This is a genomic window from Paenibacillus sp. BK033 (assembly GCF_004345425.1).
Lineage (GTDB): Bacteria > Bacillota > Bacilli > Paenibacillales > Paenibacillaceae > Pristimantibacillus.
Genome location: NZ_SLVP01000009.1, coordinates 71,475 through 84,225, shown reverse-complemented (window position 1 = coordinate 84,225; position 12,751 = coordinate 71,475). Strand labels below are relative to the sequence as shown.

General features: G+C 53.9%; 12 protein-coding genes. 2 read left to right on the top strand and 10 right to left on the bottom strand.

Annotated elements, in window-relative coordinates:
* Window positions 1-148: 148 nt before the first annotated feature.
* The 5 genes from EV294_RS24415 to EV294_RS24395 all read right to left on the bottom strand — a co-directional run bounded on the left by EV294_RS24415 (window position 149) and on the right by EV294_RS24395 (window position 7,411).
* Complete coding sequence (locus tag EV294_RS24415; RefSeq protein WP_165930797.1) at window positions 149-1,063, bottom strand: carbohydrate ABC transporter permease; 915 nt, start codon at window positions 1,061-1,063, stop codon at window positions 149-151.
* A gap of 70 nt (window positions 1,064-1,133) precedes the next feature.
* On the bottom strand, window positions 1,134-2,069 hold the full coding sequence (locus EV294_RS24410) for an ABC transporter permease (RefSeq protein WP_132311627.1): 936 nt from the start codon (window positions 2,067-2,069) through the stop codon (window positions 1,134-1,136).
* Window positions 2,070-2,390: 321 nt separating this feature from the next.
* Window positions 2,391-3,899, bottom strand: a complete 1,509-nt coding sequence (locus EV294_RS24405) for an ABC transporter substrate-binding protein (RefSeq protein WP_132311625.1) — start codon at window positions 3,897-3,899, stop codon at window positions 2,391-2,393.
* Window positions 3,900-4,050: 151 nt separating this feature from the next.
* Complete coding sequence (locus EV294_RS24400) at window positions 4,051-5,589, bottom strand: response regulator transcription factor (RefSeq protein WP_132311623.1); 1,539 nt, start codon at window positions 5,587-5,589, stop codon at window positions 4,051-4,053.
* Entirely contained in the window at window positions 5,582-7,411 is a 1,830-nt protein-coding gene (locus EV294_RS24395) for a cache domain-containing sensor histidine kinase (RefSeq protein WP_132311621.1), read from the bottom strand. The genes EV294_RS24400 and EV294_RS24395 overlap by 8 nt, the downstream gene beginning before the upstream one ends.
* A 224-nt stretch (window positions 7,412-7,635) precedes the next feature.
* Here EV294_RS24395 and EV294_RS30780 point away from each other — a divergent pair, with 224 nt between their 5' ends.
* Both EV294_RS30780 and EV294_RS30775 read left to right on the top strand, forming a co-directional pair.
* Complete coding sequence (locus EV294_RS30780) at window positions 7,636-7,821, top strand: alpha/beta hydrolase-fold protein (RefSeq protein WP_243711784.1); 186 nt, start codon at window positions 7,636-7,638, stop codon at window positions 7,819-7,821.
* Between the two features lie 39 nt (window positions 7,822-7,860).
* Window positions 7,861-8,106, top strand: coding sequence for a hypothetical protein (locus EV294_RS30775; RefSeq protein ID WP_243711783.1), 246 nt, complete (start codon window positions 7,861-7,863; stop codon window positions 8,104-8,106).
* Between the two features lie 72 nt (window positions 8,107-8,178).
* Here the strand turns inward: EV294_RS30775 and EV294_RS24385 are convergent, their stop codons facing one another.
* From EV294_RS24385 to EV294_RS24365, 5 genes are all read right to left on the bottom strand, one after another.
* Window positions 8,179-8,751, bottom strand: coding sequence for a DMP19 family protein (locus EV294_RS24385; RefSeq protein WP_132311619.1), 573 nt, complete (start codon window positions 8,749-8,751; stop codon window positions 8,179-8,181).
* A 20-nt stretch (window positions 8,752-8,771) separates the two neighbouring features.
* Window positions 8,772-9,098, bottom strand: coding sequence for a hypothetical protein (locus EV294_RS24380; protein ID WP_132311617.1), 327 nt, complete (start codon window positions 9,096-9,098; stop codon window positions 8,772-8,774).
* Between the two features lie 135 nt (window positions 9,099-9,233).
* A complete protein-coding gene (locus tag EV294_RS24375; protein ID WP_132311615.1) occupies window positions 9,234-10,283 on the bottom strand; it encodes a Gfo/Idh/MocA family protein in 1,050 nt (349 codons plus the stop codon).
* Between the two features lie 21 nt (window positions 10,284-10,304).
* Entirely contained in the window at window positions 10,305-11,039 is a 735-nt protein-coding gene (locus tag EV294_RS24370; RefSeq protein ID WP_132311613.1) for a ThuA domain-containing protein, read from the bottom strand.
* Window positions 11,040-11,110: 71 nt separating this feature from the next.
* Window positions 11,111-12,751: a type 2 periplasmic-binding domain-containing protein gene (locus EV294_RS24365; protein ID WP_132311611.1), complete on the bottom strand. Its 1,641-nt coding sequence runs from the start codon at window positions 12,749-12,751 to the stop codon at window positions 11,111-11,113.

Genomic DNA, 12,751 nt, shown 5'->3' with positions numbered 1-12,751 from the left:
CCTTTTGTCGTTACTGTATCGCGTCATTGCTTATGCGAACCGCAAAAACGGCCCATAGGCGGTTGTCCGCGCCGCGGGCCGCATGCGGTGTGAAATGTTCGTAATGAGGTTAATGCTTCGCTCCGTTAACCTTAAATGCTTAAGGGCATTACTCTTTTACGGCGCCAACCGTCAGTCCTTGCACGAAATAGCGCTGGAAGAACGGATAAGCAAGCACGATCGGGCCGGTCGCGAGGACAACCATCGCCATCCGCGACGTATCCTGCGGCATCGACTGCAGCACGGCCGTCCCCAAGGAGGCGTTGTTGCTGTTGGCTAGAATGAACTGCATGCTGTTCTCGATCCGCATCAGCATCGATTGCAGCGGCACCAGGTCGGGGTTCTCGATGTACAGCAGGGCGTTAAACCAGTCGTTCCAGTAGCCCAGCACGTTGAACAGCGCGATTGTCGCGAGGCCCGGCAGCGCGAGCGGGACAATGAGCCTGAAGAAGATGCCGAACTCGCCGGCGCCGTCAATCTTGCCGGATTCGATAATGGCGTCCGGGATCATGGTCGAGAAGAACGTGCGCATGATCATGATGTAGAAGGCATTTACCGCGAGCGGCAGAATGAGCGCCCACAAGGAATTCCCGAGACCAAGCAGCTTCGTCGTCACGATGTAGGTCGGTACGAGTCCGCCGTTGAACAGCATCGTGAAGAAGGCAAGGAACGAGAAAAATTTACGGTATTTGAAACCTTTGCGAGAGATCGCGTATGCGAAGAGCGAGATAAAGACCAAGCTGATCACCGTGCCGACGACCGTGACGAGAATCGTCACGCCGTAGGAGCGCAATAGTTGGTCGCCCGCCTTGAACAGGTAGCTGTAGGCGTCGGTGCTCCATTTTTTCGGAAATAACGAGTACCCGTCCAGCGCAAGCGTCTTCTCGTCCGTAAACGAGATGACCATGACGAGCAGAAACGGAAACACGCAAGCCAGCGCGAACAGTCCGGCAATGAGGTTGAAGATGACGTTCCAGGCCGGCGTCAGCCGGTGGAAGTCCTTGGTTTTCCTAAGGGATGCCATGATGATGCTCCTTTCTTTCTAGTTGCTCTCGAAGCGAAACGGCTTCGCCGCCCTTAGGCGGCAGATAGTTTTAAAACAACGCGTTGTCCTTATTGAAGCGACGGACGATCCAGTTGGACGTGATGACGAGCACGAAGCCGACGAACGATTGGTACAGGCCGGCCGCGGTGCTCATGCCGATCTCCCCGGTCGTCTTCAGGCCGCGGTACACGTAAGTATCGATAACGTTCGTGACGTTGTAAAGCGTGCCGGAATCGCGGGTAACTTGGTAGAACAAACCGAAATCCGCGTAGAAAATGCGGCCTATGGCCAACAAGGTCAAAATAGTCATGAGAGGTGCCAGCATCGGCAGCGTAACGTTGCGGATCTGCTGCCATTTGTTCGCGCCGTCGATCATCGCCGCCTCGTACAGCGATTTGTCAATGCCCATGATTGCGGCCAGATAGACAACGCTGTTATAGCCGAGCGATTTCCATAGGAACACGATGACGATGATAAACGGCCAGTACTTCGGCTCCGAATACCATTGCTGCGGATCCATGCCGAACGCCTGGACGATCTTGTTCATCACGCCGCGGTCGAAGCTGAGGAAGCTATATGCGAAATAACCGACGATGACCCAAGACAGGAAGTAAGGCAGGAACATTCCCGTCTGGTACCATTTCGCCAGCCGCTTGTTTGCGATTTCGGAAAGAACGATGGCCAAGGCCACTGCCAGAACTAGACCAATGATGATGAACACAATGTTGTAGAGCAAGGTATTGCGAGTGATAACGTATGCGTCGTTTGTGCTGAACAGAAACTTGAAATTATCGAAGCCGACCCAGCGGCTGTGGATGATGCTGGAGAGAAATCCCCCGTGCACGCGGTATTCCTTGAAGGAAATCACGGTGCCGAGCATTGGCAGGTACGAGAAGAAAAGAAACCAGACGGTAGCCGGAAGCACCATCAGGAGCAGGGCTTTGTTGCGATTGATGTCTTTGAAGAAACGCCCAAAGGCCTTCATGGGGTTCACCCTTTCTAAGCGAAGTCGGTTTGCAGCGCCAAGGGCCTGCGGCAATTCGTTCCAAGGTGAAACGGCTTCCCCATCCTTAAAGCGGGGTGGCGCGTTTCAATCCGGAGAATTCTAAGCCATGTCTATAAAAAAACACATATAGACTCTTAGAATTCAAGATGAAACGGCTGATGCCGTCCTCTTTCGGCGGCGCAAGTTTCATCCCTTAGAACGGAAAAGAACGTACAGGATGTCCTATCCCGTTCGTTTCCTTTGTTTTTTGAAAAAAGGGCGAATGCCGAGCATTCGCCCTTCGGTGCTATAAATAACGGTTTACTTGCCTTGCGCAGCTTTCCAAGCGTCGAGCTGCGTTTGCGCTTCGGCCATGATTTTGCCAAGACCCGCGTCGTTGAGCTTCTTGATCGCTTGCGGCAAGTATTTTTCCGGATCGACGGTACCCGTCATGAGCGGAGCCCAGAAGGATTCCTTCGCGTTTTGCACGGCCGCGATTTCGCTCGACACCTTCGTCGGATCGAAGTTGAAGCCGAGTAGTGCCGCAGGCTTGCCCGCATCGTTGTATTTCTTGAACTGTTCCCATTTGTCGGCAGGATCGCCCGGGTTCAGGTGCGTAATCATAATGTTGCCGAGCGAGAATGTCGGCATGTCGTAGTTCTTGGATTCCGGCAGGTTCTCCATGTAGTCGCCGTCGGTTACCTTGTAATGCGTGCCTTCGATGCCGGAGTCAACCATGTTGCGGAGAACCGGATCGGTGTTCAGCAGGTTCAGGAATTCCATCGCTTTCTCTTTATGCTTCGAGTTCGCGGAGATGGCTTGCATGGAACCCATAACCGATGCGTTGTAGATCAGCGCGTCGCTCATTGGCGTCGACACGATCGGGTAGCCGTAGCTGGTCGACCATACGTTGTCCGCGAACGGCTGCGTCGTCGCCTTGTCGGCGAACCATTTGCCCGTCGCCTGCACGTCCGAGGACGATTCCAGCGTTGCGGCTTCCGTCGGAATGTAGCCGGCCAGGTAGTATTTATGCATCGTTTCGAGCGCCTGCTTCATTTCCGGCGTTTCGAATACGTTTACGATTTTGTAGCTGGAGTCGTCAAGCTTCACGGCCAGCGGGAATTTCTCGATCAGGTAATCGTATGGAATGTAAGGCGTGAAGGTCTTGTCCACTTGCAGCGGTGTCACGTCCGGGTTGTTTTGCTTGACTGTTTTCAGCAGCGGCTCCAGGCTTTCCAGGGAGCGCACGTCCGTGATGCTCAGCTTGTTCTCGTCAAGAATGTTCTTGTTGAAGCGCCATACCTCGGATGTCGGAAGCTCTTTGTTTGCCGGTACGCCGTAGTTTTTGCCGTCGACTTTGGAGCCGCTCAGGAAGGCAGGGTTCAGCGTGTCGGTAATGCCTTTGCCGTATTGCGCCAGCAGATCGTCGATTGGAGCGAAAGCCCCTTTGCGCGCGTTTTGCACGTAATCGAACGCCCATGCCGCCGTGAACATGATGTCCATGTCCGCGCCCGAAGCCGTCAGTACTTGCATCTTCTGGTTGTAATCGCCCCAGTCGATCATCGTCATTTTGACGGTAGCGCCGATTTTCTCTTTCGTGTATTCGCTAACCGCTTCCATGACTTTGTCGACGTCTTTCTGCGGCGTGCCGATTGTGTACCAGTTCAATTCGACCGGTTTGGCGTTGCTGCCAGCGTTGCTGGACGAAGATGTGTTGTTGCTTGCTGCACTGTTGCCATTGTTGCCGCCGTTGCTTCCGCAGGCGCTCAGCAAGAGCATGACGGCCATCGCGGACGTCAGGCCGATCGAAGCCTTTTTACGGATTCCCATTGGTGTTGCCTCCCTTTTGTCTGTGTAGCAAATTCAGTAGTCGCGACTTCTTGCTACTTCATCTTAGAAGATGAAAACATTTTCAAAAATAATAGAAAACAAAGAATATGTGTACAAAATAAAGAAAGGAACCGCGAATGACGCCTCGGCGTCACAGCAGCTCCTTAAAATCGCCCGGCACCATCCCGACATGCTTCTTAAACTGCTTGTAGAAGTAGCCTGTCTCCCAGTACCCGACCTGTCTCGCGATCTCGTTTACCTTGAGCCGGCTGTCCGCCAGCAGTTCCTTCGCTTTGTCGATACGATATTTATTCAAATAATCCGTGAACGTATCCCCCGTCTGCTTGTGAAATAGCTGCCCGAGGTAATTGGGGTGAATGTGAAATTGGAGACCAAGCGATTTGAGCGTCAGCGCCTCCGCGTAGTGCTCGTGGATGTAGCGCAGCGCCTGCTTGATGACGGGACTCATGTCTTCCCCGGAGAACGAATCGGCCGCGAAGAATGCCGCCGTCCGCACGGCTTTCTCCACGCCCTCGAGCGTTGCCGCGGTTACCGCCTGGTCGAGCGCGCCTTGGAACACCTCGGCGGCATCCGCTCGTCCAAGCTTGTCGACTTCGATCTTCATCAGAATCATGAGTTCGATAGCGGCGCCTTTCGCCCGGACGGGATGCAAGCTCTCCGCCAACCGTATAGCCGCGAAATCGCGTTCGATAACCTCCGCCAGCTCATTCTTGTCCTTGGCCAGAATGGCCTTGGCATACGCCTCCCATTCGAACAGTCCCGAAGGAAGAGCCGCCGTTTCCGCGGAAATGGCCGCATAATCGAGCAAATGCCGGTCATGCCGCACCAGGAAAAACTGCTGCGCTTTGCGCGCCTCTGCGTAGCTTGCGGCGGCATCGGCCGTCGCCACAATCCCGCCGAGCGCGATCTGCGGGCCGAGCTGCCTGTGCTCCCATTTGTCCGCCGCTCTTTCCAAGGCTTCCGTTACCTTAGCTTGATTCCGCGGGTCCACGTTTATGCAGCAGACGGCGACAAGCTCGCCTTCCTCGTTGCGAAAGGGAACAAGCGACAGGCCGTCCGTCTCCTCGGCCAGGAGATCCGCGATGCAATCGTCGGGATTGTAGCCTTCAGCCCCCTGTTCCGGGCGAAAACGGATGATCGCCAGCGCCGCGTAAGGCTTCGAGAGATCGATGCCGAGAAGCGCGGTCCGCTCCGTCAGCTCGGGCAAAGCGATCCGCCCGTTTACCCATCGGGTCATGACGTTGTCCCGCAGAATGCCGATCTCGTCTTCCCCAAACGGCTCCGCCGGCTTGTCCGCCTCCAGCTTCCGTACCGTATCCGCCAAGGTCGCCTCAAGCTCCCCGAAGTTAATGGGCTTAAGCAGGTAATTCTCGATGCCGAGGCGCATGCCTTCCTTCAGAAAATCGAATTCGTTGTACCCGCTCAGGATGATCGCCTTTAATTGCGGCTGCAGCTCCCTCGCCTTGCGGATCAGCTCGAGTCCGGTCATGATCGGCATGGAGATGTCGGTAATAAGCAGGTCGACCCGGAGCTCGCGCAGTCGTTCCAACGCTTCCTCGCCGTCTTCGGCGCTGCCGACGACCTCCAGGCCGAAGGCGGACCAATCAACGGCGTCGCTCAACCCCTCCGTGATAAACGGTTCGTCATCCACGAGCAATACTTTATACATCGCCAGCTTCCTCCTGTTGTTCAGCCGCGGGCCAAGTCACCGTCACCGATGTCCCTTTCCCGGGCGTGCTTTCTATGCTTAACCCGTAGCCGGGTCCATGCACCAGTTCGATCCGCTCGTGCACGCTGCGCAGCCCGAAGGACTGCTGTTCCTCGGTTTCCGGCATCTTCAGCCGCCGCATGATGCTTGCGAGCTGCTCCGGCTCGATGCCTTTGCCGTTGTCGCGTATCCGTACCCGGATCAGGCCTTGCTCTTGCACGGCTTCGATAGTCAAGCGATTGTTCTTGCGCCGGGAATCCATCCCGTGCACGATATAATTCTCCACGATCGGCTGCAGCAGCAGCTTGGCGATCGGAACCCGCAGCAGCTCCGGTTCGCATTCGACCTCGTAAGCGAATTTGTTTTTGTAGCGGATCCGAAACAGCTCCAGGTACAGTCTGCACATCTCGAGTTCTTCGCCCAGCGTGTTCTCCGCTTTCGCGCTGACCGAGTTGCGGAACAGCGCCGCGAGGCTGTAGATCATCTCGGCTACGTCGACCGCGCCCTGCGACATCGCCCGCATCCGGATGACCTCCAGCGTGTTGTAGAGAAAATGCGGGTTTACCCTCGCTTGCAGAGCGGCAAGCTCCGTCTGCTTATGCCTCAGCTCCGCCTTGTATTCCCTGTCGATATGCCGGCCCAGCTCATCGAGCATCTCGTTGAAGCTCTGGGAGATCTGACCAAGCTCGTCCTCGCGGGCGTCCTGCAGGCGGGCGGTGAGGTTTCCGCCCTCCACCTTCCGCATGAAGTGAACGATCCGGTTGGTACGCCGCGAGATATTGACGATTACGATGGACGGAATAATGACGGCGACGACAATGCAGATCGTACTGATCAGTATGATCGTCCGCTTGAGGCCCGCGTAAGCCTCGGCCATCGCGCTCTTTGGCGTGATGCCGACAACGAAATAACCGGCTTTGTTCTGCGTCAGCGTGGAGATGTACGACGGCTCGTCGAGCATGCCGGTTTCCTTCAGGGAGCCGATTTGCTTCATGTACGGGAAGATTTGTCCATAGTATCGGTTTGCGGAATCCGACAACACCTGCCCGTCCTGCGACAGCACCAGAATCTCGCCCTTGAGCGGGGTCCGCTGCTGGTCAAGCGACCGGTTCACCATGCCGGAATCGAAGTATACGAGCAGCTGTCCGATATTCTTAAGCGTATTCTTATCGTTTACCTGGACGCGCATGGAATACAGCTGCGAGTTCCATTGGCCGATCAGCCCGCGGATCCAGATGTTCGGCGTTGCCGCCACGGGCCCTTCCGCCGCCATAATCTCGGGAATGTACGAGCGGGTCGGATTGGTCTTGTACAGCCGTCGCGGGCCGTTCCGGTTGAAGGCGTACAGCTGCTGCATGTCCGTGCTGTACAGCAGGATATTCTGGATGTCGGGATCGGCATCCATCCGGTCCGCGAGATAGCTCAGGATATCAACCGCGCTCTCGTTGCCGCCCGCGTAATTCTGGTCGAGCATGTACTGCGCGTATTCGCTGTAGGAATGCCGCAGAAAGTAAGACGCGTTGCTCGCCAGCAGGCTGTTGCGGTAGATATCCTGCACCGTGTTCTGCACCCAGTCGTACTTCTGCTCCATATAACGGTTCACCCGCTCCATCGCTTGCTTCTGGTTGTTCAGCTCGCTGTTTACGATGGAATCGGATATGAGACCGAAGAGCAGGTACGAGAGCGTGATAATCGTCACATGCACAATAAGCGCGAAGACGAGAATGACTTTGACGAACAGGTTGTTCTGTATATAGTTTCGGTAGATGTTCCGGAATTTCAAACGCCCGTGCCCTCTCTCGTCGATAGTTAGGATTTCCCGCCATTATAACATTAAGGACGGAGCCGCGCCTATTCGGACCGGCGCCGGCGACAGGTCCGATTTTCAGCACAAATCATAACACCGAAAGAATCAGGAAGTCCATTGCATTCCGGAAGGTCCGCGCGTTAAGATTTTCGTAAATCATTCATTCACTAGGAGAGTCACTTAGGACGATTTGCGTCCCTTTGCCTTTGCCTTGGAGAGAAGTACTTATAGACGAAGCCAATCACACCATTTCCGGCGATGTCCGGATTATCGAAGCATTCCCGATCCCGCAGCTTCAGACCGGTCGCAGAGTCTGGATTTATTTGCCGAAAAGCTATAACGAAGGAGATCGCAGCTACCCGGTTCTCTATATGCACGACGGCTAGAATGCATTCAATCAAGCGACATCCTGGGGAAGCGAGTGGTTGATCCGGCAGTTGGATCTCTCCCCCGCGCTGCGCGTTTATTTAAGCATTGGAGAACTGGAAACAGACAATCCCGACTTTAATAAAATCGCTTATGAGCATGCTACTCTTGCCCATCAAACGCTCATAGCAGCCGGAGTTCCGGAGAATCGCGTACGATTCGATTTCATTCCCGGCGGGGAGCATCATGAAGGCACGTGGAGCAAGCTCTTCCCCAATGTGTACCATTGGCTGCTGCAGCCATAAAAAACAAAGCATGCGCAAAAGCCCGTCCGGCCGCAGGGCCGAGACGGGCTTTCGCTTTCTTGCACTCATATATTACAAATAAACAACTATCTCATCCATTAATTCCTTTTTATTTGCTTCAATATACCTCATTAAATGATCAAATACGTTCTCTTGATTAGCGTTAATATAAAGCTTCTCTTCCGCTCTTTGTATACGGTCGTAAAATTCGTCATCAAGAATAGGATGCGTTTGCGCATAGCTTCGGACTTCATATTGCTGTAGATGCTGTATATCATCATTTAGTTTATGTGCACCTGCATCGTACTCTCTAAGAATATCTTTTATTTCTTTTAAAGCATTTGCATCATTAACGGCTCTTATTCGTCCCAATACGTCTATTGTCTCATCTAAGTATCGGCCCGATGAATTTTCAATAAAACCTAATACACCGTTAATATTTAGTTCCGTATCCAAATCAATAAGCAGTATGATATCCTGAAGGACTCGTGGAAGCTGTTTAAAACCCTGCTTATCTTCTTTAGAACAGTTTTCTTTTTTGTATCTATTGGAGCAAACATGTTCGATTAGTTCACTGGCAGAAGTAGTAGGCATAAGTTCTTTTTCAGGTACTAATTGCTGCACTATTGCATGAAGATTGTTCATTCCTCTCCTCCTTGGGCTTGTTACTGCCTAATATAAGTACCCCCCATATCCATGAGCCCTCTTACGAAAATACGCCTATGGGCTTTATCGCCTTTGTATCCGTACACCCATTCCGGCCAAATGTAATCGGTGATTCCCCTTTTCTTTCCTTCCGAATAGGCAATGCCAATTGTCTTTCCAAGGTGATCGGCGTCGGATTCAGCGTAAACATATTTATTGTTTTCGAATAAGATGGCGTCGCCATTAATTTCGTATTTGTCCACCCACACTCTGGTATTTAGAAAATAGAACGAGACTGCAAGAAGAAACAGAATAACCGCAGAAGCCCATACTTTCCGCATTTTCATGGCTTAACGAGATCAGTCCTCTCTAAAAATAATCGATAAACTTCCGCTTACATAATACCATATTTTGGGGTCGAACTCGGTTGTCAGAAAAATAAAAAAGGTACCTGCGTCCATTGAACGCAGATACCTTTGCGCTTAAATCGCAATCGTACGCTTCTCTTCGCTCGCGCGGATTACCGCGTCGATGATTTCCTGATTGCGGTAGCCGTCCATAAAGCCGGGAAGGCTCTCCGAAGCCGTGCCGTCCAAGAGCGACAGAAAGTCTCCGTACTGGGTTACCCGGCATCTCTCCGGCACGTTAATTACCGCTCTTGCCAGCTGACCCGGCGCCTCCTCGCGGATCCAGACGATCTGGTCCGGGTTCAGCGTCGACGCGTGAAGCGTGCCGGCATCGCCGTAGATCGATATTTCATGCTGGTTGCCCGAGCCGATCGCGTTACGCGACGACTGGAAAATTCCGACTTCATCGCCGGCCATCCGGCCTTGGAAGCTTACGAAGTCGTCCACCTCGATCTTTACCATCCGGCCGGTAGCCAGATCAGGACGCTCCGGAACTAACGTGCGCATCTGCGCGGACAGCTCCTTGAATTCCCCGAAGAGAAAACGCGCCATATCGATCATATGCGAGCCTAGATCGCCAAGCGTTCCCGTGCCGGTAATGTCTTTGTTGAAGCGCCATATATAGGGCGTCTGATTCGGTACCGCTCCCCAGTCCTGCAGGTATTGGATCGCAAAGCTCCGCACCTTGCCCAGCTTCCCTTCCCGCACAAGCTCCCGCGCATAGCGGAAAGCGGGCGTATAACGGTAGCTGAATCCCACCATCCCGTTAACCGGCTGTTGCTCGTACAGCTCGAGCAGCCCCGCTGCCTCTTCGAATACGCGGGTGAACGGCTTCTCCGCGAGGTAAGGCTTGCCCGCCTGCAGGCAGGCGCGGACGATATCCGCATGCACGTTATTTGGCGTCACCGATACGACCGCATCCACATCCGGGTCGTCAATCAGCTGCACGAAATCCCCGTATCGTTTGTCGGGCGCTATCCCGAGCAAATCGCCTTTCTCCGTCAAAGCAGCTTCATTCACATCGCTCACCGCGATAATGGCAAAGCGGCCTTCCTCGGCCATCCAGCGGATATGCGAATGCGACATGCCGCCAAGACCAATCAATCCGATTCGATACCTCTTCATCACCGTTTCCCCCTCTTCTTGTTATGCCTTCGCGCCAATGGGCTCAAGCGGCTGCACATTACCGCGTACTGGCAGCTCCCGCCGAACCGGCTGCGCCCATTTCACCGCATTCACGATGACGCGTTGAATCGCGGGGTTATGATAAGTCGGATACGTTTCATGACCGGGTCTGAAATAAAACACCTTGCCGCTTCCGCGCGTATAGGCGCAGCCGCTGCGGAAGATTTCGCCGCCCTCGAACCAGCTTGCGAAGATAAGCTCATCCGGTGCCGGAATATCGAAATGCTCGCCGTACATTTCCTCTTGCGGCAGCTCGATGTATTCGCCAATCCCTTCGGCGATCGGATGTCCCGGCGCAACGACCCAGAGACGCTCCTTCTCGTCGGCTTCGCGCCATTTCAGGCTGCAGCTTGTTCCCATCAGAGCTTTGAAAATTTTAGAATAATGGCCGGAGTGAAGCACGATAAGCCCCATGCCGTCCAGCACGCGCTGATGCAACTTGCCGACGATTTCATCCTGCACTTCGTCGTGCGCGAGATGACCCCACCAGATCATTACGTCGGTATTGGCCAGCACTTCATCGGTAAGTCCATGTTCCGGTTCGTCCAAGGTCGCCGTTCCCGCTTCCATCCCCGCTTCGGTCAAAAAGCGCGCGATGGCCTGATGAATGCCGTCCGGATAAATTTCCTTTGCCTTGGGGTTCGTCCGTTCATGACGGTTCTCGTTCCATACGGTTACTCGCAGTTTGTCAGTCATCTCTTGTTCCTCCCAGCATGATCTGTAAAAAAAGCTGCCCTGCAGTCCGTACGCAGGGCAGCAGCAAAACCTTATTTAATGTCCATATAGCGGTTGTACGCGTCATTGTAAATCTTGATCAGCTTCTCGAGGCCCATGTCGTTCAGCTTCTTGACGTAAGCATCCCACTCCTGCTCGATGCCGCCTTTGGTTACCCATTTGGCGCGGGTGCTCTTGATGTAGCTCTCGATATCCGTAATAAGCGTCGGCAGCTCCGCGTATTCTTCTTCGGTGTACATCACGTCCGGGAATGGCTGCGTGACGTATTCCTTGCCCAAGCTGTCGAGCTGCAGCTTCAGGCCGTCGCCGCTTGCAGGATCGAGCTTGATGTTTTTCTCAAACTCAGGGCTTACGTATTTCGGTCCAAAATCCCGCAGGGAGCTGTCCCAGTACCAAGCATCCGCGCTTGTGCCGTCCGGCGGATCCATCAGCGTATAGGTACCGTCGGCATTTTTCTCGATGGAGGTGCCAATCGCGCCCCAGAAGTTCTGGATGCTTGCTTCGCCGGTGTAGAATTGATCAGCCCAACGCGCCGCAACCTCCGGATGCTCGTTCGAGGTTGTAATGAGCACCTCGTTGCGGCGGATGCTCATTCCGTTCGGATCGCCAATCTGATATTTCTTCCCGTCCGGTCCGGTAATCGGAGCGATCGTCTCATACTGCTTGCTCCATTGGCCAAAGACCGCGTCGGGCGTCCATTGGTACGAGAACCCGATCAATGCGTTGTCCGGGTTTTGCCGTTTGGCCGTCAGCATCGTGTCGTCCTGCGTAAACGTTTCTTTATCGATCAAGCCTTCGGAGTACAACTTATTCGCCCAGGTAATGGCGGCCTTATAAGCCTCCGACGTCGGGAAATATTCCGGCTTGCCGTCCTTCAGCACCATATGGTTGCCTCGGATATCCGTAATGCCGAATGGCGCGAACAGGTTCATGTCCAGATCCTTCTGATCGCTGTACGGAATCTCGTCAGCCTTGCCGTTGCCGTTTGGATCCTTCTCTTTGAACGCCTTCAGTACCGTATAAAGTTCATCAAGCGTTTCAGGCGCCTTCAATCCTAATTTGTCCAGCCACTCTTTGTTGATCACCGGCTGCACGGAAGAATACGGCCGCGATGGCAGCCTTGCGGGCAGCGAGTAAATTTTGCCGTCCGGGAACGTGCTCAGCTTCTTGAGCTCCGGCATTTCGGCCATGGCCGCTTTCAGATTCGGCATGTATTTGTCGATGTAGTCGTCAAGCGGACGGAAAATGCTCAGATTATTCACGATATCGGAATCCCCGAACGCCAGGTCGCCGATAATCACATCCGGCATTTTGCCGCTTGCCAGCATAACCGATTTTTGGGCATCCCAGTCGCTGGAGGAAATAACCTGCCAGTTGATTTTGACGTTCGAATTCTTCTCCAGATCCTGAAGCCAGGTGTTCTTCTTGAAGGTGTCCCCCATATTGCCCCAACGGATCGTAAGAACGTCCAGCGTGACCGGCTTATCGACAATCGGAAGCCCTTCGGCATGGAAGTTGCTGTCTGCCTTGCCGTTGCCGGCGTTATTGGACGCAGCGGCATTATCGGTATTCTTGTCGCTGCTGCAGCCCGCAAGCACCGTTGTGCCCAACACGGAAATCAAAGCAAGGCCGGATAGTATTTTTCTCGTATAGCTCTTTGAAACGGTTGTCAT

What these genes read in the sequence shown, in the direction of transcription:
- EV294_RS24415 (WP_165930797.1), bottom strand. Translation starts at nt 1,063, where the DNA reads ATGGCATCCCTTAGGAAAACCAAGGACTTCCACCGGCTGACGCCGGCC.
- EV294_RS24410 (WP_132311627.1), bottom strand. Translation starts at nt 2,069, where the DNA reads ATGAAGGCCTTTGGGCGTTTCTTCAAAGACATCAATCGCAACAAAGCC.
- EV294_RS24405 (WP_132311625.1), bottom strand. Translation starts at nt 3,899, where the DNA reads ATGGGAATCCGTAAAAAGGCTTCGATCGGCCTGACGTCCGCGATGGCC.
- EV294_RS24400 (WP_132311623.1), bottom strand. Translation starts at nt 5,589, where the DNA reads ATGTATAAAGTATTGCTCGTGGATGACGAACCGTTTATCACGGAGGGG.
- EV294_RS24385 (WP_132311619.1), bottom strand. Translation starts at nt 8,751, where the DNA reads ATGAACAATCTTCATGCAATAGTGCAGCAATTAGTACCTGAAAAAGAA.
- EV294_RS24380 (WP_132311617.1), bottom strand. Translation starts at nt 9,098, where the DNA reads ATGAAAATGCGGAAAGTATGGGCTTCTGCGGTTATTCTGTTTCTTCTT.
- EV294_RS24375 (WP_132311615.1), bottom strand. Translation starts at nt 10,283, where the DNA reads ATGAAGAGGTATCGAATCGGATTGATTGGTCTTGGCGGCATGTCGCAT.
- EV294_RS24370 (WP_132311613.1), bottom strand. Translation starts at nt 11,039, where the DNA reads ATGACTGACAAACTGCGAGTAACCGTATGGAACGAGAACCGTCATGAA.
- EV294_RS24365 (WP_132311611.1), bottom strand. Translation starts at nt 12,751, where the DNA reads ATGACAACCGTTTCAAAGAGCTATACGAGAAAAATACTATCCGGCCTT.